Raw genomic sequence first — 18284 nt, forward strand, 5'->3', positions numbered from 1 at the left:
ACCCAGCTGATTATTTTGTTGATAGCGTGTGCTTTTCCCGCTTAATACTTGAACAAATTTCACCCTGTTCATCGAGTTTAATGGCTCGATATACAGCATCATGATAAAACGTAAACCAAGCATTTTTTTCTTTGGCATATTGCATCCATTTTTGTTTTGCAGCGATTGAATCCATCGGATAGTCATCATAAGCCATAACCCATAGAACATTCTGGTGTGCATGTGTTCCCATAAGGTCAGCCATATGTACTACCGTTTCTTCCTCTGCTTCAATAATTAAAATGGAATGCCCATTACTATGTCCTCCTGTGTGCACCATTCGTAACGGACCTTGATTCCACTCTTCTTCAAAAGTTTCCACTTGTTCCTGAATAGGCTCCCAATTTTGGCGCCAATAAGTGGCTTTCGACCGGATGTTTGGATTTCTCATCTCATCCCATTCAATTTTGGACGTAACAATGGTAGCGTTTGGAAAAACGGAGATAAACTGACCACCTTTTTCTACAGTTAAACCATTTGCATGATCATAGTGCATATGTGTCATTAATACATAATCAATATCCTCTGGCAATAGGCCTAGAGTTTTTAACGATTCAGTTACACTTGATTCTTCCGTCACACCAAAATTCCTCTTTTGTTTATCCGTCAATTTTCCATTCCCCAGGCCTGATTCCACTAAATAATTTTTACCGCCTGTCTGAATTAAAATGGGATCAGCTCTCAGTTCAATTTGGTTATTTTCATTTACTTCATACTTTCTCGACCATAGTGGTTTTGGTACAACCCCAAACATGGCACCACCATCTAGACGGGAAACTCCTCCATTTAACCATGTCAAAGTAATATCGGCCAATTCTAGTTTCTCCATGCACATCCCCCTTTTTAGTTTTCAGTTTATTCTAACACTTTTGCAAGAGTCTTAAAAGAAGGATGGTTTGAATAACTGCAAACTCAGCGGATAGCCTAAATTTATCCCTGCTACTTGAAAAAAAAGCTATTTTCGTAAAGATTTTTGTAAAAAAGTCCCAAAAGCTATTTTAGCGTAGGTTAAGCCACTGGCCCTTTTCTCCTGATTTAAAGTTTCCGTCCAATGAAAACACAACTAATCCTCTTCTCTTTATATCTAAAAGCAACAAAGTTTGAAAAAAGAGCCTAAAAAAAACCTGCACAATTTGTGCAGGTCCCACAACTTAATTTTGGTATTGAACTTCACAACGATAAATTCGGTTCCCTTTAGAGGAAAATTTTTCCTCGTATTCCGTCATGATGTTCCCTTCAAAATCACTATTGTGTAAATCAAGACTTAGGAATTTTAAAAGCAGTCCGTACTGAGAAAAACTCATTAAAGAATATTCAAATAAACCTTGATTATCGGTTTTAAAATGAATTTCACCTTTTGGTACAAGAATTTTTTCATATACTGATAAGAAACTTTTAAACGTTAACCGACGTTTTTCATGTCTTGTTTTTGGCCATGGATCAGAAAAATTCAAATAAACGCGATTCACTTCTCCAGGAGCAAAATATTTTTCTAGTTCGTCCGCATTAACATTCATAAGCTTACAATTTGGAAGCTCAGCTTCAATTATCAAGTCAAGTGCTGATACAATAACACTTTGTTGCAGTTCAATACCGATGTAGTTAACATTAGGATTTGCTTTCGCCATTTCCGTGATAAAACGACCTTTTCCAGTCCCAATTTCGATATGAAGTGGTTGATCCACCTCAAATACTTCATGCCACTTCTCACGGTTTTGCTCTGGCTCATGGATTACATATTGTGGATATTCCGAGAGCTTGTCTTTCGCCCAAGGCTTATGTCTTAATCTCATTCATACACCTCTGAAAAATTCATATCGTTCAAAACATATCATGCTGGAATGGCTTTTTCAAGCTTAATCATATTTTGTAACCCGTAGTATCAGACCCTTTTCTCATCTTAGTTGTTCTTTATGGCCAAACTAGGGTTGATTTCCAAGATTTACTTCCGCTAAGACGAGCGGTGAGCAATGTCATCAAGGTTCTTTAATCTAAAACGGAGTGAATGGGCAATCTTAACCGTGAAAACAGTATTACCTTAAACATATAAAAGCTTCTTCGTAATAACGTTATTTACGGAAGTATAAAGAAAAAAGGAATCCACAAACTATTTATGTGGATTCCTTTTTCCATACCTAAAGTGAAAGGGTGATGAAGATGCCACTGAGTTACCAAGACCAAGTGAATCTCCTGACTGATATTCTAACCAATCAGCAAACAGATTGTTGCGGTTCTGTTGCAGAATGCGAGCAATTGGAGAGACTCGTTAAATCATTAATGGCAAATACAAACCTTGACAATAACGTAAAACCTATTTTACAGGAAGTTTACAATTACAGTCAGAATGGCAAGTATTCGGCAGACTTGGATCAGCATATCACAACGAATCAAGAGAATCTATCTAATTGGGTTGACGATATTGGGCAGTTTTCTTAAATGGAAACAGCATCTAAGAAATCAATCCAGTTATCCATTTCAACAAACCGATTTTGATTCTTATGCCATTGTATAAAGGTAATCGCTTGGGCAATCACGTACCACTTCATACGTAGTTCTAAGTTCTCAGTCAAAGTGACCCCATAAAGTTCAAGCCAGTCTTCCCAGCCTTCTTTAGGGATATAGGAGTAAAGCAATAGTCCTAAGTCAATGGCAGGATCGCCAATTATGGCACCATCCCAATCAATTAAGTACAACTGGTTGTTTTCTGTAAGCAACCAGTTGTTATGATTGACATCACAATGACAAACAACTGTTTCATTATACTCAATGTTCTCAACCTGATTTGTTAAGAAATTTAGTGCTGCCTCAACAATCGGAAGACCCGCAATCTCTCCGTCTAAGTCTTTTTTCAAAAGATTTAGGATGGTCTCAGGCTGAATTGGAGTTTTCCCAAGTCTTGTCAGCATGTTGAGAAGTGGTTTAGAGCTATGAATTTTTTTTAATAATTTGGCGACATTATTGTCACCCATATCATGGGACTTGAGCGCTCTCCCATTCATCCATTGTTGGGCTGTAATAACATCACCATTTTCTAACCGCTTTGTCCATACTAGCTTTGGGACGATACCTTCAGCAGATAAGACCGCAAGAAAAGGAGAAGAATTCCGTTTTAAAAACAAGCGCTGTTCCTCATGCTGGGCAAAATAAGCGGCCCCAGTGGCACCGCCTGCAGGAATAATCTCCCAATCTTGTCCTAATAAATCTTCCAAAGTTGTTCACCTTCAATTATGTCACAATCTCTTCAAGCCGAGATTTTAAATTTTGTTAAGTAATAATAAATTAAAAAAGACAGCTATTGGTATAAGATTGTACAATAGCTATCTTAGTAAATTTTAGCCCCCATTTGCTTGCTACGTCAAGTACCCCATACAGTTATTCTAAATTAAATCCATATAAGAAAAAAAACTTGATTCCGTTAGCGTACGATAATCATAAGTGAATATGGCTCTATATCAACGCTTTTGCCTTGAATTTCTGCAAATGGAATTGCAGATGTATACAGGTGGTTAGCTAAAATTTTCCACTCACCTTCTTCTGGTAATAGAAAATTTTCTTGTTCGACCGTAGGGTTGATTAATACATAAATGTCTTTCCACTTTCCATATTCTTGCACCTCTAGCAGACAATAGCCTAAAAGTGGTGCAGGAAGAGACAAATATGAAACATGTTTTCGAATGGAGACAGTATCAGGTAATCGAAAAGCTCGATGTGATTTTCGAATGGCAATCAGCCCTTTTATATAGTCAACATTACCAATAAATTGGTCCCGCCGTTCCCAATCCAGCCAATTGATTTCATCCGGTGATTTATAACTATTTCCGACGCCGTTCTTTGTCCGGAAAAACTCCTGCCCACTATGAATAAATGGAATCCCTTGGGCAAGGAGGACAAGTGATGTGGCCAAACGATGTTTTCGTTCCGGAAAATCCACCTCACAAGCCACGAGCTTATCCCATAAAGTATGGTTATCATGACATTCAACATAATTCACCGACTGTCTCGGTTCTGAGAATAAACCTACTTTACGATTGTCGATCCCAACACTGCCAGCCAAAACCTGCTTAGCCGCCTCTGTATACCGTTCATTGCCGAGCGCATACCCACGGTCAAATAGGTTGAATGTGCTTCCTTTTATTGAATCTCGAAACCAATCATTAAATTGACCAATACACGGAAGCATAGCTTGATTTCCAATGGTTGCTTTCTTGCCAGCTTCGATTGGTGTATTTAAATCCCAACCTTCACCAATGAGAATAACTGAAGGGTCTATTTCCTGAGCGACTCTTTTTACTTCTAACATGGTTTGAATATCTAAAATGCCCATGAGATCAAATCGGAAACCATCCACTTGATATTCTGTTAACCAATAACGAATGGAATCAAGGATAAATTTTCTAGCCATCAACTTCTCTGAAGCAAAATCATTCCCAACACCTGTGCCATTTGAAGGTAGACCATCTTGGCCATGCCGAAAATAGTAACCTGGCACTAATTTTTCAAAAGGAGAATTTTCTCGAACATAAACATGATTGTACACAGCATCCATGATCACTCTAAGCCCTTGTGCATGAACAGTCGCAATTAGCTCCTTTAATTCAATGATTCTTCGATAGGGATCTTCTGGATTGGAAGCATAACTCCCTTCCGGCACATTAAAATGCACTGGATTGTATCCCCAATTATAATCCTTATCGGGATATCGTTCATCGACTCCTTCAAAATCATGAAAAGGAAGAAATTCAATATGTGTAACACCTAAATCTTTTATATAAGATAATCCCGTTACCCTTCCTGAAGGGCTTGTTGTTCCAATTTCAGCTGCACCCAAGTACGTTCCTTTTCGGTTTACTCCACTAGCAGGATGAGCACTTAAATCACGAATATGCGTCTCATAAATTATCGCATCACAAGGATGGACAAACTCTGGCAATTGCGGCTTAGACATTTTGGTTTGTTCGAGATGGACCACCACTCCATATTGCCCATTTACCGTGACAGCTCTCGCATAAGGATCGACCGCTTCCCGCCATTCTTGGTTAATGCACGCTAGAAAACTGTAGGGATAAGAGTCTAAATTCTCTTCTAGCTCAATTCTCCATACTCCTTTCTCCTCGCGCATCATCGGATAGTACTTTGGATTCTCATACTGTCTATCGTAAACCACTAGCTTTACTTGTGACGCAGTTGGGGCCCAAACTTTAAACATCGTTCTATTATCGATTACCGTGACACCTAAGTCGCTGCCATCATAATAAAAGGACTCATCAAACTCCGATGTTCGAATCACCGCACCTATCTGGAGATCTGTTTTCCCACCGTATTGGTCAATAATGGAATAGGATTGACCAATTTTAGGCTGAAATGGACTATAACAAACATATTTGAGGAATGCATCAAGGTGAATCTTTTCTTGTATCTCTAGGGGCGTATTACCGTTTCCATCTGCTAAGTGAAAAGATGATGAATGACCATCATAATAAGAGTATGGAAGTAAGATTGTGATCAGCTGACTTTCATCCAAATATGCAAAAAACAATCGATTAATGGTCATTTTATTCTTTCAGCTCCTAGCCTAATCCTCAGATTTCCCTGCAAGAATATGAAGAGAATTCTCAACTACTTCAATATTGATTGGGGTCGTACCAATTACTTCCCCATCTGCATGGATAACCACTTGGTTTTCCGTTTGAATAGAGATCTTTTTCCCTTTATAAAAATGAACCTCTTTGAAATTTGTGTGCCCTCCCCAAAAAACCGAAGCAAACACCAATAATAACTTCCATCTTGATAAATTGTGGACAACGATGACATCGAGCTCTCCATCCATTGGGAGTGCATGAGGAGCAATTTTCATCCCCCCGCCAAAATAAACCTGATTTGCGATTGTGGCAAACCATACATTTGCAAACTCTCTTTTCTGTCCATCTATGAAAATCGTCATTTTTGTACATTTATAAGTAAATAACAGTTTTAATAAAATCAATACATAAACCAATCCACCTAGAGAAACAGAATTAAGTTTCGCTTTTAATTTCGATTGATTCGCACTTTTGCAAATGGCGGCGTCAAATCCAACTCCCATATTATTGACAAAATAGGCTTCTGACTCCTTAGTCCTAACCCTTCCAGTGTCAATGACTCTAAGCTCGTGCTTCTTTAATATCGTCTCAAGTGCCTCAATCGGGCTTCTTGGAATTTCAAAACCTCTTGAGAAGTCATTTCCAGAGCCACCCGGGATAAATCCAAGCGATACGTTAAGATGACCTGCTACCCCGTTAGCCACTTCATGCAGCGTCCCATCTCCCCCAACAACTACAATGAAAATGGATTGGTTGCTTGTCGCCGAGATAATGGTTGAAGCAATTTGAGTAGCCTGACCTGCATATTCTGTAAAATAGACCTTGTAAGCTATCCCCAGCTTTTGTAGATGTTTTTCTACCTCTCCCCATACCCTCAAGCATTGACCATTTTTTGCTTTTGGGTTCACAATAAAATATCTCTCTATCATCAAGATCCGCCTTTAATATTTCATTTGTTCTTTAAAATGTATGTCATAACTCTAAAAAGAATCAACCAAACTTGTAGACATGGTTCAACTCTTGTCTTGTAAGGGGAACTTTGCGACTGCCTCATATTTTGGTTCTTTCCCTAAATGAGTCTTGTACAAAACAATATTCTGAGCCTGAAAAACAATCTTTTCATTTTTGAAGATATTCTCTTTTTCTAATAAAGTTGGGTGAAAAGGCTGTTCATCGTTCCACTTTCTAGCCAGTGTAATATGAGGCTTGAATGGTCGCGTTTCCAGTTTAAACCCTGATTCAAGACAAGTGGAATACACCTTTTCTCGGACTTGATGTAAGACAGGTTGTGAAGCTGTTCCTGCCCAAAAAATTCTTGGTGCATCTGTCTTCCCGAATACACCTAAGTGATTAATTTCTAGCACAAAAGAAGGAAATTGACATGCTTGTTCTAGTTTTTTATTCGCAATAGCTAGTTGATCTTCTTCAGCAAATCCTAAGAACGCTAACGTAATATGTAGATCTTGATGATGAACCCAACGCGTAAAAGAAAATTTCTCTTGGAGATTAACTTTTATATCACGTAACTTTTCCTTTGCTTCCAAAGGAATTTCAAGTGCGTAAAAATAATGCTGCTGTGTCATCCTAGGACTCCTTCCTCTACGAGTAATTTCGCCTCCGTTTAGTATCAGGTTATTCAAATAAAGGGACTGCTTAAATAGCAATCCCCTTTAAAAAGCTGTTTATACAGCCCCGCATTGTTTCTCAATTTCAGCTTTAAACAAAGTTTGTAATCTTTGAGTGATTGTCCCTGGCCTCCCACCGGCAATCATTTTTGCTTCTAATTCAACAACCGGCATTACTTCTACTGTCGTACCCGTCAGAAAAATCTCATCCGCTTGAGCTAACGCTTCTAATGAAAACGGTTCTTCGACTACTTGAATGCCCTCACGGTTACAGATTTCCAACATCACTTGTCTTGAAATGCCATTCAAAATAAAATTATTAGCAGGATGCGTTTGAATGATTCCGTCCTTCACAATACTGATATTCGAGTGACTTCCTTCCGTCACTATGCCATCTCGATGTAATACGGCCTCATCACAACCAGCCTCAGCTGCTTTTTGATTCGCTAATAAATTCCCGAGAAGATTCAAGCTTTTAATATCGCAGCGTAACCAGCGAATATCTTCAGTGACCATCGCCTTCACACCGTTTTCCAGCTTAGCAGTTGGCCTCCCCACTTCCTTTGTATACGCCACAAAAGTAGGTGTCACATCATCCCCAGGGAATGGATGTTTTCGTGGGGAGATTCCGCGAGTAAACTGTAAATAGATTGTCCCTGTCAATAATCGGTTTTTTTCTACTAGCTCTATTAACTGTTGTTGCAATTCTTGTTTTGTATACGGAATGGTAATTCCAATACTAGCTGCACTCGACCATAGTCGATTGAGATGCTCATTTCCTGTAAAAAGCTTCCCGTTATACACCCGAATGACTTCATAAACGCCGTCCCCAAATTGATAGCCTCGATCTTCAATATCAATAGAAGCATTGTTGCGATCCAACAGTTCCCCGTTCAAATTAACGTATAGCATTTGGTTTCCTCCTGTTCTTATTTAGCTAGTTCATATATTGCTTGAGCATAAATGGCCGTAGCCTTGACCATATCATCAATGATGATATATTCATCTTTTTGGTGGGCAATATCAGGTCTTCCTGGGAAGAGCGGACCAAAAGCAACCCCAGATTTCAATGACCTTGCGTATGTACCGCCTCCAATTGAAATGAGCTCAGCAGCTTCACCCGTTTGCTGTTCGTAAACCTTTTTCAAGGTTTGCACAAGAAAATCATTTTCATCCACATGATGTGGTTTTGAGTCAGTGAAGTTTTCAATCGTAAATCCTTTTTCTTCTCCAACTTTAGATAACACTTTTTTTACTTTTTCTAAGTCGGTTGTTACTGGATATCTCATGTTCAAACCTAATTGGCCGCCCTTTTCCGCAGTATAACTAAGCTTTCCAACATTAATGGTTAGATCCCCTGTAATATCATCATGATACGCAATTCCAAGTTCTCGTCCACGCGACTCTGTTCCAAAATACTTATGTACAAATTTAAAATAGTTCTCGGCTTGTTGATCTAATTGAAATTCTGTCAAGAAATGCACCATATGCAGTCCGGCATTTTTCCCATTATCCGGTTCCATCCCATGAGCTGAAACTCCTTCAAGTGTTAGTACAAGTAAACCGTTATCAACATGGCAATTGCCATTGAGCTCATGCTGCGCTTTATATTCCTCATAGCGCTGGATAACGACGTTATGGTTCCCTTCCACTTCTAAACTGATTGTAGCAAAATCAGGAACCATGTTATATCTTCTACCAGATGAGAATTCAATCACTTTTACTTTATAGTTCTCTCCAGCAGTCTCCAGTTTCTTCTGAACGAAGTCAAAATCAGCGATCCCTTTTTCGGCATAGATAATCGGAAAGTCGGCATCAGGTGCAAATCCCATCGTCGGCATTTCCTCGTTTTCGAAATAATGGTCCACACAACGCCAATCACTTTCTTCATCCGTCCCAATAATCATTCGAACTCTACGATTCAATGGCAAACCTAATTCTTTTACAATCTTCATCGCATAAAAAGCAGCCATTGTTGGCCCTTTATCATCAATGGCACCACGCGCAAAGATTTTGCCATCTCGTATTTCGGCTGCGAACGGATCACTAGACCAGCCATCACCTTCTGGAACCACATCAACATGGCAAAGAATCCCAACAATTTCATCTCCCTCGCCAAATTCAAGATGTCCTGCTAAGTTACCCGTATTCTTTGGGGTAAACCCTTCCTTTTCACCGAGATTTAACATAAAATCTAATGCTTCCTTTACACCTGCCCCCAATGGAGCAGCTTCAGTCCCATTGTCCTCATCAAGGACACTCTTTATTTTCAGTAAATTTTGTGTATCCTTAACTAAATCGCTTTTTCGCTTTTCAACTTCTTTTTCCCATTGAATGGTATCCATAAAAAAACCTCCATTGTAACAAGAATCCTTCGTTATTTTATTACTTATATATTTTACCTTATCTTACAGTTTCCCAACTTATTTTCAAACTTATTTCTAATAAGCTTGTATTTTTCGTAATTTTCAATTTTTTATTCATAAATTGCCTATCCAAGACCATATGGTAGTATAACAATAGTGATGGAGGAGGGATTTTCCGAACATTAACTTCCAAGATATGATAAATTTTTTGTAAATTTCGTTAATTTAGTAGAAATTTAGCTTAATAAAGGGTAGAATAGTTTAAAAGAGGCCTGGTCATTCTTTAGGTCTTGAAAAGGAGATGGCTGAAAAGAAGAAAACTACATAAGTCGAGATTCATCTCAATGAACTGTCGGTTGTAGAAAATGTCAAGGGTTTAATTTAGGATAGGGAGTGGTTGTTTGAAACCTTCAACTAACCGGATGATAAACCGAATAAAGTCCATTTACATGTTCATTCACGAGAATGGAACTGTAACAACCCAGGACCTTGTAGAAGAATTTGGCATTACCCCGAGAACGATTCAGAGGGACTTAAACGTCCTCGCCTATAACGACTTAGTAGAAAGCCCGAGCCGTGGAAAATGGACAACAACTCAAAAAAAGGTCAAAATGACATCTTAGCAATATAGAACAAATAAAACGAGCTTGAAGAAGCTCGTTTTATTTGTTCATGTTTTTTTACACCTGATAACCCATTAATGCGTCAATCTCTTCTTCGGTTAACTCTCGATATTCTCCTAATTCGAGGGTCTCGTCAAGTGCAAGTGGCCCCATTGTAAGACGTTGTAAGTAAACCACACGCTTCCCCACAGCTTGAAACATTCGTTTGACTTGATGAAACTTCCCCTCTGTTATGGTTAGTTCAATATCTGAGCGAATCCCCGATTTAAGGATCACAAGTTCACCAGGCTTCGTTTCATAGCCATCGTCTAAAACGACTCCTCTTTTAAAAGCCTGAATATCTTCTTCTGTCACTTCTCCATCAATGACGGCAAAATACGTTTTAGGAACATGTTTCTTTGGTGAAAGCAATTTATGCGCCAACTGACCATCATTTGTAATGAGCAACAGTCCTTCGGTGTCCTTATCTAACCGACCAACAGGGAACGGTTCAAAGATACGATCTTCCAGTTCTAGTAAATCAATGACTGTTTGATCTCGGTCATCTTCGGTTGCAGAGATCACGCCCGGGGGCTTATTCATCATTAAATAGATAAATTCACGATACTGGATCTCTTCCCCGTGTACAGTCACAACGTCCTGATCCGTATCCACATGATATTTTGGATCCTTAACTAATTCTTCATTAACTTGTACAGCACCATCTTTTAATAATTTTTTCACTTCTTTTCGGCTGCCAAACCCAAGGTTTGACAACATTTTATCAATACGCATTATGTATCACTCCAATTTCTAATAGGCAACCGCCCACTCGCTTTTACTCTAACCACATAGACTATTATCATGCTTGATGTGTAATTTATAAAGGAGATGAGAATGATGATGGATTATCGACAACAAGGTCAAGGACAAGGACAATTTTTCCCTGGTTTTCCTGGTGGTGGGTTCCCTGGTGGTGGATTTCCAGGTGGCGGCGGAAACGTTGATCGTCGATTAGATCAACTTGAGCGACAAATGCGAAGAGTGGAAAACAGATTAGAATCACTTGAGCGCCGTACGGAACGGATTGAACGTCGCCTAGGAATGGGATCCGGCCGTCCTGAATACGACACTTATGGATACTATTATTAATTCAACGAAATGGTCCCCGCATAAGCAGGGACCATTTTGATTTCAGGTGTTCCCGTAATGATTTTCCTTGAAATCCTGTCCTGACCCATCGTGCATACGTTAAGAAAAATCCCTAAATTAGAGAGGCAGTCGTAATTTTTGTTTCACACGGTCGACTTTATCTCCAAATAAAAGATTGATTAATTTCGTACGGAATCCAAGATAAAAATAAATCGCAACTCCTATCAAGGCACAAATCACAATGATGAGAATGGAACTAAATTTCTCAGCTGGTGACAGCCATAAAGTCACACCCAGATAAGCCGCATAAGTCACACCAGCCATCAGCCCTGAAAAAATCATGATTAAAAAACCACGTCTAATGACCATCTTAAATTGGTACTGAGCAAATTTTTTAATCACAAACAAATTAATAAGCACAGCCGCTAAATACCCAAGGGCCGTAGCTAAAACGGCTCCTTCCGTTTCAAACATCTTTATCAAAGGGATATTTAAGCTTAGTTTGACCAAAAGACCCGTTAGCAAACTTAAAACGGTAAACCTTTGTTCATTGATCCCCTGCATAACCGCTGCGGTTACAGAAAATAATGCAAACAGAATCGCAACAGGGGCATATAACCTCAAAATGTCTGTGCCAAGTTCTTTGTGCTCATAAAAGATCGTAAACGCAGGCTCTGCAAGTAGAGCTAATCCAATTGTAGCTGGAACAGTTAAATATAATAACACTTGAAAGGTTTGATCAAGTTGTTGTTTTAAACTGTTGTAATTTTTTTCAACAAATGCTTTCGTAATGCTTGGTACGAGCGTTAATGAAAAAGCGGTTGCTAAGGAGACAGGAATGATGACCAGTTTGTGTGTTTGGAAGTTCAATATCGCAAAGGCTGCTGTTGCCTCTGCACCTTTTCCAATCGATGTCATTGCCCTCTCAAATGTTATCTGGTCAATGAACTGAAACAGTGGGTTGGCAATTCCGACAAAAACAAATGGAGCAGCATAAACCAAAATCTCTTTGTATATATTCTTTAAGGAGATATCAATGGTTCCTTTATCCTGTTTTAGTAATTCATCAAGATGAGGCTTTCGTTTAAACCAGTACCAACCTAAAACCACCAAGCTCCCAATCGCCCCAATAAACGCCGCGAAAGTTGCAACACTCACAGCTGAAACGATACTACCATTCATCACATTTAGTACGATGTAAGCCCCTGCAAGAACGAATACAATCCGGACTATTTGTTCAACCACTTGGGAAACCGCAGATGGTCCCATGGATTGGTGTCCTTGGAAAAATCCTCTTATGAGACTCATAAAGGGGACAACAATTAAAGCAAATGACACAGCACGGATGACTGTAGCAACATCGTCCTTGTTTAAATCTGGATTCTCCTCAGCTGAACTTAGGGAAAGATCCGCAAGCATGGGTGCCGAAAAATACATAACCAAGAAAGAAATGGTCCCAGTAGCTAACATAACAGCAATTCCTGATTTAAATAGCTTTCTGCCAACTGCATATTCGCCCATGGCATTGTATTTTGAAATAAACTTTGAAACTGCTAGAGGAACTCCCGCAGTTGCTATACTGATAAAAATTGTATAAGGAACGTAGGAAAATTGATATAAAGCAGTTCCTTGGTCTTTCACAATCGCATAAAACGGAATCACGTAAAACAAACCAAGAACCTTTGAAATAATTGTACCTAAGGTCAAAATAAAGGTTCCTCTTAATAGCTTTGATGACATAGAATCCCTTCCTACTTTTAAAAAGCGTAAATGCTATTTACGCCTCCTTAAGATATATACTGATTGAATTGTTTGGTCTCAACTTTTTATTCTATCATAACCCTGGTTTTCTTCGATGACTTTTTACAATTATTTAGTTTACCTTTATTTCCCTCTCTACGCCACTTTTACTTTTGATTCATTTACCTTCATAATGGAAATGTTTTATAATGAGAGAATCATTTTAGATAGGATGAATTTACGCATGAAACAAACAACGTATGACTGTATTGTGATTGGCGGTGGACCTTCAGGCTTAATGGCTGCAATTGCTGCTGGTGAAAAAGGAGCTCAAGTATTGCTCATTGATAAAGGAGACAAGCTTGGTCGTAAGCTTGCCATTTCTGGTGGCGGTCGCTGTAATGTGACCAACCGACTACCGGTTGATGAAATCATCAAGCACATCCCTGGGAATGGACGATTTCTATATAGTGCTTTTTCAATTTTCAACAATGAAGACATTATCTCTTTTTTTGAAGAATTAGGAATTGAATTAAAAGAAGAAGACCACGGACGAATGTTTCCGGTGAGCAATAAAGCTCAATCGGTAGTTGATGCATTATTAAACAAATTAGCTCAATTGAATGTTGAGATCAGAGTCAATTCTCCTGTACGCGATGTCCATTACAAAAATGGCAATGTGTCTTCAGTGGAATTGATGACTGGTGAATCGTTTGAAACGAAAAGTGTAGTGATTGCTGTTGGTGGAAAATCTGTTCCACACACAGGCTCAACCGGTGATGGTTATGCATGGGCTGAAAAAGCTGGACATACGATTACGGAATTGTTCCCAACCGAAGTGCCGCTTTTATCAGACGAACCTTTTATCAAAGAAAAAGCGTTACAAGGACTTTCCTTACGAAGTGTTGCTTTAAGTGTGCTCAATCCGAAAGGAAAACCATTGGTCACTCATCAAATGGATATGATCTTTACCCATTTTGGCGTCAGCGGTCCAGCCGTGCTTCGCTGTAGTCAGTTTGTTGTCAAGGCAATGAAAAAATGGAATCTTGAACGAGTCACCATGAACTTAGATGTTTGTCCCGACTCGAAGGAAGGTCCCCTCTTTCAAGAGATTAGTCAACAATTAAAAGCTGAACCGAAAAAAGCGATAAAAAATGTTTTAAAAGGATTCGCTCCTGAACGATACTTGTTATTTTTACTAGAAAGAAGCGAAATTGACCCTTCCGCTCAATGCGGTCAACTCTCTCAAGAGAAAATACGCAACTTTGTCCATCTTTGTAAAAACTTCCGCTTCACCGTCAATGCCACCCAGCCACTTGAAAAAGCCTTTGTCACCGGTGGAGGGATTTCCGTAAAAGAAATTGAACCGCAAACGATGGCTTCAAAATTCATGAATGGCTTATATTTTTGTGGAGAAATTCTTGATATTCACGGTTACACAGGTGGCTATAATATCACTTCCGCTTTAGTGACGGGAAGGTTAGCCGGGACCAATGCAGCGCAATTTGTTACATCTGGATAATGAAATCGGGCCTGACACTTTGACGTCAGGCCCGATAAATTACCATCGCACTAAAACAATATATTTGGTCATCCTCTTCTTCTTCTTCAACAAGTGCCGCTACGTTGTACTTTATATCCACTAACTGATCCTCATCCATTTGTTTGAGGAACCGATTCATCTCTTTTTCAAGATCTTTTTCATGCTCATGATCGAACACCTTTACTTGAATCACCCTTTTTCCTCTCCCTTGCCATTTTTTATCATTCTTGACAAAAAATTAAATTTTCAGACGTATTGTTCTGAATAATTTTCCTCGTAAAATAGGAATGAAAGGATGTGGATGTTTTGCTGATTAAACCGCGTGCTAAATCACAATTATTAATTGTAATGGAGGTGTTACATGGAAGAATGCAGCTTCCTGAACAAGAAAAACAGTATTATTTGGTTTTAAAGAAGGGTTATGAAGGCGAACGATTAAACGACCTCTGGATTGAAAAGTTGGTTGAAGAGCGACTCGTTTTACATAATCTGCTATACGAAGTAAATAACTCCCAGTTTCAAATTGATACGTGGATGCTCACCCAAGACACCCTCTACGTATTCGATGTTAAAAATTATGAAGGCGATTATTCTTATAAGGATAATGGATTCTATAACTCTTCTGGAAAAGAAGTGAAGAACCCCCTTCACCAAAGCAAACGTTGCGAAACATTGCTCCGTCAAATGCTCCAAACACTCGGATTCAACATCCCGATAGAAAGTTACCTCATTTTTATCAATCACGGATTTCATCTATATCATGCCCCTGCTAACAAATCCATTGTGTATCCAACACAGCTTAAACGTTTTTACCAAAACCTCAATACTAAATCATCCAAACTTCATGAACGTCATAAAAAACTAGCCCAAAAACTGCTATCCGAGAATATCCAAGAATCCCTTTATTCCAAATTACCAACCTATGAGTATGAACAACTTCAAAAAGGAGTTTCTTGTTGTTCGTGTCAATCTTTAAGAACCTCACTTGTGAAGAAACAAGTTCTCTGTCATGACTGTGGCTTTGCCGAAGCCTTCGAAGCGGCAGTGATGCGAAGCATAGGTGAGTTTAGAATGCTCTTTCCAGAAAGGCAAGTGACGACTAATCGTGTTTGGGAGTGGTGTGGGGGAATTGGGTCTAAAAAGGTGATAAGGGTCGTACTTAGGGGGAATTATAGATTCGTAGAAAAGGGGAAGTATAGCTATTATGAATAGTGTAGGGAAGCTTCAATGTTTACTTTTCTCGGACGCTAGACTCTTCTTGCGTTCCCTCTTTTATTCCTAACACTGTTTTTGGGAACGTTAGACTCTCCTTGCGTTCCCTTTTTTATTCCTAACACTGTTTTTGGGAACGTTAGACTCTCCTTGCGTTCCCTTTTTTATTCCTAACACTGTTTTTGGGAACGCTAGACTCTCCTTGCGTTCCCTTTTTTATTCCTAACACTGTTTTTGGGAACGTTAGACTCTCCTTGCGTTCCCTTTTTTATTCCTAACACTGTTTTTGGGAACGCTAGCTCTCTCTTGCGTTCCCTTTTTTATTCCTAACACTGTTTTTGGGAACGCTAGACTCTCCTTGCGTTCCCTTTTTTATTCCTAACATTGTTTTTGGGAACGCTAGCTCTCACCTTCGCTCCCTTTATGATTCCCCCACACTGTTTTTGGGAACGCTAACTCTTCTTCCCTGTTTCCTTCTCCACACTGATTTTGGGTACACTAGCTCTCTCTAGCATTCCCTTTTTACTAACCCAAAATTTGTATACGCAAATCCTATTTAACACTGACTACCAAATAAATGCCTATTTATAAACCCAAAAAAGCCGATACCTCCCCTCCTAGGTATCAGCTTCAATGGTTGCCCCATCCTTACTCGATTATACTAAAACCGGGTCCCCGATAGATTCGCGCTTAACTACTTTAAGGTCTTCTGCTACTTCATAGGACGCTGGTGTCATTTCTTTTAGTTGTTCCAAAGAGATCTCGTCCACCATTTCGACTAAGTACATGCGTCCTTCGCGGAACTTAAAGACTGCGTATTCGGTGACAATGGTATCCACTCTGTTTTTAGCAGTAAGTGGGTAGGTGCATTCTGGTAAAATCTTAGGCTCCCCTTTTGGTGATAAATGGGACATTGCGGCAATAACACGTTTGGCACCGATGACGAGGTCCATTGCGCCCCCAACGCCAAGAACATCCTTCCCAGGAACTGCCCAGCTTGCTAAGTCCCCTGTTTCAGACACCTGTAATGCTCCAATAACGGTTGCATCCAAATGGCCACCTCTCATAATCGTGAAGGATAGGGAACTATCAAAATAGGAGGCATGTGGTAAAGCTGTGATCGGCTGGACTCCTGAAGCATTTACAAGTTCGATGGATTCAGGATCAACAACGAATTCATTTGGATCTGGCTCTGGCCCTACACCTAGAATCCCATTCTCAGAGTGCAAAGTAACGAGACCCTTTGGTAAATAATCCGCTACTAATGTTGGAATGCCAATTCCTAAATTCACGACACCAGATTGTAATTCCTGGGCACAACGCCATGCAATATAATGCTTTACTGAACCACTCATTATACTTCCTCCCTTTTAACAACGATATCAACAAAGATAAATGGAGTCATGATTTCATCGGGATTCAATTCTCCAATTTCAACGATTTCGTCCACTTCAACAATCGTTAATTTCGCCGCTGTGGCCATTGCTGGATTGAAGTTTTGTGCGGTTTTTCGATAAACAAGATTCCCCGCTTTGTCCGCTTTATGTGCTCGAATGATTGCAACATCCGCCGTTAAGGAGTGTTCTAGTACATGCTCCCTGCCGTTGATGACACGAGTCTCTTTCCCTTTTGCCAAGTCCGTGCCTGCAGCTGTTGGAGTAAAGAATGCTGGGATTCCAGCTCCGCCTAAACGGATTGCTTCTGTTAAAGTTCCTTGAGGTAAAAGTTCGATTTCTACTTTTCCTTCACGGTATGCTTTCACTAAATCTTTGTTTGTCGAAAAGAAACTTCCGATCACTTTTTTAATACGATTCTGTTCAAACAAAGCATTTAGAGTTGAAACACTTCCTAGGCTGTTCATGATTAAGGTGAGTTCGTCAATGTCTGTCTGTTCCACCAACGCTCTCGATAAATGGCGAGGCATTCCTGGGAAGCCAAACCCTCCTACCATAATAGATGCTGCCTTAGGTATCTTTTTTACTGCTTCATCAGCACTTAAAAATTGAACCCCTGTCTGGATTTGATCAAGCGTAGCGCTCATCATCCATTCCCCCTCTATGATTTTTCTGATTTCTAGGTTTGATACTAACTGGTTGGTATGTAACTGCATAATAAAATAATAACCCTTCGAATAATTTTCTGTCAATTCTAATTCCAATATTTTCTACAATATTCACAAAATTCTCGAAATGTCCAAGGCCCTGCGGAGGATTTTTTTGAACTAAAAAGATTGATCTCCACCTACTGCCTGTTAATAGTAAACGCTTTCAAATTACTATTATTACTGACGTCAGCGGCCCTTAACAATTTTAACAATAGGTCCTCCTAACTTAATTTTTAAATCACAAAATTATTAGAAAATTCAGTTGACAAAATGTGGCAAGGTAGTACAATTAAGCATATATTCAACCAAAAGTGAAAAGTTT

At 39.4% G+C, this 18284-nt stretch carries 18 protein-coding genes; 5 read left to right on the forward strand and 13 right to left on the reverse strand.

Going from position 1 to position 18284, the window contains the following annotated elements; genetic code table 11:
* Positions 1 to 10: 10 nt before the first annotated feature.
* Positions 11 to 868, reverse strand: coding sequence for a YtnP family quorum-quenching lactonase (locus tag M3182_RS19540; protein ID WP_251559701.1), 858 nt, complete (start codon positions 866 to 868; stop codon positions 11 to 13).
* Positions 869 to 1190: 322 nt separating this feature from the next.
* Positions 1191 to 1832 carry a tRNA (guanosine(46)-N7)-methyltransferase TrmB gene (gene trmB, locus M3182_RS19545; protein ID WP_251431797.1) on the reverse strand — a complete coding sequence of 214 codons (642 nt, stop codon included), beginning with the start codon at positions 1830 to 1832 and terminating at the stop codon, positions 1191 to 1193.
* 364 nt (positions 1833 to 2196) lie between these two features.
* Between trmB and M3182_RS19550 the strand changes: the two genes are divergently transcribed.
* Complete coding sequence (locus M3182_RS19550; RefSeq protein ID WP_251431801.1) at positions 2197 to 2475, forward strand: YtzH-like family protein; 279 nt, start codon at positions 2197 to 2199, stop codon at positions 2473 to 2475.
* On the opposite strand, the gene M3182_RS19555 is transcribed toward M3182_RS19550, so the two are convergent.
* The 6 genes from M3182_RS19555 to pepV form a co-directional block, all read right to left on the reverse strand.
* Positions 2472 to 3248, reverse strand: a complete 777-nt coding sequence (locus M3182_RS19555; protein WP_251431804.1) for a phosphotransferase family protein — start codon at positions 3246 to 3248, stop codon at positions 2472 to 2474. The two genes, M3182_RS19550 and M3182_RS19555, sit on opposite strands and share 4 nt — an antisense overlap.
* Before the next feature lie 206 nt (positions 3249 to 3454).
* Complete coding sequence (pulA, locus tag M3182_RS19560) at positions 3455 to 5590, reverse strand: type I pullulanase (RefSeq protein WP_251559703.1); 2136 nt, start codon at positions 5588 to 5590, stop codon at positions 3455 to 3457.
* Between the two features lie 21 nt (positions 5591 to 5611).
* Positions 5612 to 6547: a diacylglycerol/lipid kinase family protein gene (locus tag M3182_RS19565; RefSeq protein ID WP_251559706.1), complete on the reverse strand. Its 936-nt coding sequence runs from the start codon at positions 6545 to 6547 to the stop codon at positions 5612 to 5614.
* 84 nt (positions 6548 to 6631) lie between these two features.
* Positions 6632 to 7201 (reverse strand): RNA 2',3'-cyclic phosphodiesterase, encoded by a 570-nt coding sequence (gene thpR / locus M3182_RS19570; protein ID WP_251559707.1) that lies wholly within the window; start codon positions 7199 to 7201, stop codon positions 6632 to 6634.
* A 99-nt stretch (positions 7202 to 7300) separates the two neighbouring features.
* Positions 7301 to 8155 carry a D-amino-acid transaminase gene (gene dat / locus M3182_RS19575; RefSeq protein ID WP_251559709.1) on the reverse strand — a complete coding sequence of 285 codons (855 nt, stop codon included), beginning with the start codon at positions 8153 to 8155 and terminating at the stop codon, positions 7301 to 7303.
* A gap of 17 nt (positions 8156 to 8172) precedes the next feature.
* The gene (gene pepV / locus M3182_RS19580; RefSeq protein WP_251559711.1) at positions 8173 to 9588 is read right to left on the reverse strand and encodes a dipeptidase PepV; all 1416 of its coding nucleotides are present in this window, start codon (positions 9586 to 9588) and stop codon (positions 8173 to 8175) included.
* A 422-nt stretch (positions 9589 to 10010) separates the two neighbouring features.
* Between pepV and M3182_RS19585 the strand changes: the two genes are divergently transcribed.
* Entirely contained in the window at positions 10011 to 10232 is a 222-nt protein-coding gene (locus M3182_RS19585) for a DeoR family transcriptional regulator (RefSeq protein ID WP_251431821.1), read from the forward strand.
* 57 nt (positions 10233 to 10289) lie between these two features.
* On the opposite strand, the gene M3182_RS19590 is transcribed toward M3182_RS19585, so the two are convergent.
* Complete coding sequence (locus M3182_RS19590) at positions 10290 to 11006, reverse strand: pseudouridine synthase (RefSeq protein ID WP_251559714.1); 717 nt, start codon at positions 11004 to 11006, stop codon at positions 10290 to 10292.
* A gap of 102 nt (positions 11007 to 11108) precedes the next feature.
* Here M3182_RS19590 and M3182_RS19595 point away from each other — a divergent pair, with 102 nt between their 5' ends.
* Positions 11109 to 11363 carry a hypothetical protein gene (locus M3182_RS19595; protein ID WP_349774449.1) on the forward strand — a complete coding sequence of 85 codons (255 nt, stop codon included), beginning with the start codon at positions 11109 to 11111 and terminating at the stop codon, positions 11361 to 11363.
* A 117-nt stretch (positions 11364 to 11480) separates the two neighbouring features.
* Here M3182_RS19595 and M3182_RS19600 read toward each other — a convergent pair whose 3' ends face one another.
* Positions 11481 to 13103 (reverse strand): putative polysaccharide biosynthesis protein, encoded by a 1623-nt coding sequence (locus M3182_RS19600; protein ID WP_251559716.1) that lies wholly within the window; start codon positions 13101 to 13103, stop codon positions 11481 to 11483.
* A 244-nt stretch (positions 13104 to 13347) separates the two neighbouring features.
* Here M3182_RS19600 and M3182_RS19605 point away from each other — a divergent pair, with 244 nt between their 5' ends.
* On the forward strand, positions 13348 to 14625 hold the full coding sequence (locus tag M3182_RS19605; protein WP_251559718.1) for a BaiN/RdsA family NAD(P)/FAD-dependent oxidoreductase: 1278 nt from the start codon (positions 13348 to 13350) through the stop codon (positions 14623 to 14625).
* Between the two features lie 25 nt (positions 14626 to 14650).
* On the opposite strand, the gene M3182_RS19610 is transcribed toward M3182_RS19605, so the two are convergent.
* Entirely contained in the window at positions 14651 to 14839 is a 189-nt protein-coding gene (locus tag M3182_RS19610; protein WP_251431834.1) for a sporulation protein Cse60, read from the reverse strand.
* Between the two features lie 113 nt (positions 14840 to 14952).
* Between M3182_RS19610 and M3182_RS19615 the strand changes: the two genes are divergently transcribed.
* Positions 14953 to 15858 carry a nuclease-related domain-containing protein gene (locus tag M3182_RS19615; protein ID WP_251559720.1) on the forward strand — a complete coding sequence of 302 codons (906 nt, stop codon included), beginning with the start codon at positions 14953 to 14955 and terminating at the stop codon, positions 15856 to 15858.
* A 656-nt stretch (positions 15859 to 16514) separates the two neighbouring features.
* Here the strand turns inward: M3182_RS19615 and M3182_RS19620 are convergent.
* Together M3182_RS19620 and M3182_RS19625 are read right to left on the reverse strand one after the other, a co-directional pair.
* Positions 16515 to 17213 carry a 3-oxoacid CoA-transferase subunit B gene (locus tag M3182_RS19620; protein WP_251431840.1) on the reverse strand — a complete coding sequence of 233 codons (699 nt, stop codon included), beginning with the start codon at positions 17211 to 17213 and terminating at the stop codon, positions 16515 to 16517.
* A complete protein-coding gene (locus M3182_RS19625) occupies positions 17213 to 17902 on the reverse strand; it encodes a CoA transferase subunit A (protein WP_251431843.1) in 690 nt (229 codons plus the stop codon). The genes M3182_RS19620 and M3182_RS19625 overlap by 1 nt, the downstream gene beginning before the upstream one ends.
* Positions 17903 to 18284: the final 382 nt, after the last annotated feature.

It is taken from the genome of Mesobacillus maritimus (assembly GCF_023715205.1).
In the GTDB taxonomy this organism is placed as follows: domain Bacteria; phylum Bacillota; class Bacilli; order Bacillales; family Cytobacillaceae; genus Mesobacillus_B; species Mesobacillus_B maritimus_C.

Bases quoted from the DNA above. Each gene is read 5' to 3' on its own strand.
- pepV (WP_251559711.1), bottom strand. From the start codon at position 9,588: ATGGATACCATTCAATGGGAAAAAGAAGTTGAAAAGCGAAAAAGCGAT.
- dat (WP_251559709.1), bottom strand. From the start codon at position 8,155: ATGCTATACGTTAATTTGAACGGGGAACTGTTGGATCGCAACAATGCT.
- M3182_RS19625 (WP_251431843.1), bottom strand. From the start codon at position 17,902: ATGATGAGCGCTACGCTTGATCAAATCCAGACAGGGGTTCAATTTTTA.
- M3182_RS19620 (WP_251431840.1), bottom strand. From the start codon at position 17,213: ATGAGTGGTTCAGTAAAGCATTATATTGCATGGCGTTGTGCCCAGGAA.
- M3182_RS19550 (WP_251431801.1), top strand. From the start codon at position 2,197: ATGCCACTGAGTTACCAAGACCAAGTGAATCTCCTGACTGATATTCTA.
- M3182_RS19600 (WP_251559716.1), bottom strand. From the start codon at position 13,103: ATGTCATCAAAGCTATTAAGAGGAACCTTTATTTTGACCTTAGGTACA.
- M3182_RS19605 (WP_251559718.1), top strand. From the start codon at position 13,348: ATGAAACAAACAACGTATGACTGTATTGTGATTGGCGGTGGACCTTCA.
- trmB (WP_251431797.1), bottom strand. From the start codon at position 1,832: ATGAGATTAAGACATAAGCCTTGGGCGAAAGACAAGCTCTCGGAATAT.
- pulA (WP_251559703.1), bottom strand. From the start codon at position 5,590: ATGACCATTAATCGATTGTTTTTTGCATATTTGGATGAAAGTCAGCTG.
- M3182_RS19590 (WP_251559714.1), bottom strand. From the start codon at position 11,006: ATGCGTATTGATAAAATGTTGTCAAACCTTGGGTTTGGCAGCCGAAAA.
- M3182_RS19565 (WP_251559706.1), bottom strand. From the start codon at position 6,547: ATGATAGAGAGATATTTTATTGTGAACCCAAAAGCAAAAAATGGTCAA.
- thpR (WP_251559707.1), bottom strand. From the start codon at position 7,201: ATGACACAGCAGCATTATTTTTACGCACTTGAAATTCCTTTGGAAGCA.
- M3182_RS19540 (WP_251559701.1), bottom strand. From the start codon at position 868: ATGGAGAAACTAGAATTGGCCGATATTACTTTGACATGGTTAAATGGA.
- M3182_RS19595 (WP_349774449.1), top strand. From the start codon at position 11,109: ATGATGATGGATTATCGACAACAAGGTCAAGGACAAGGACAATTTTTC.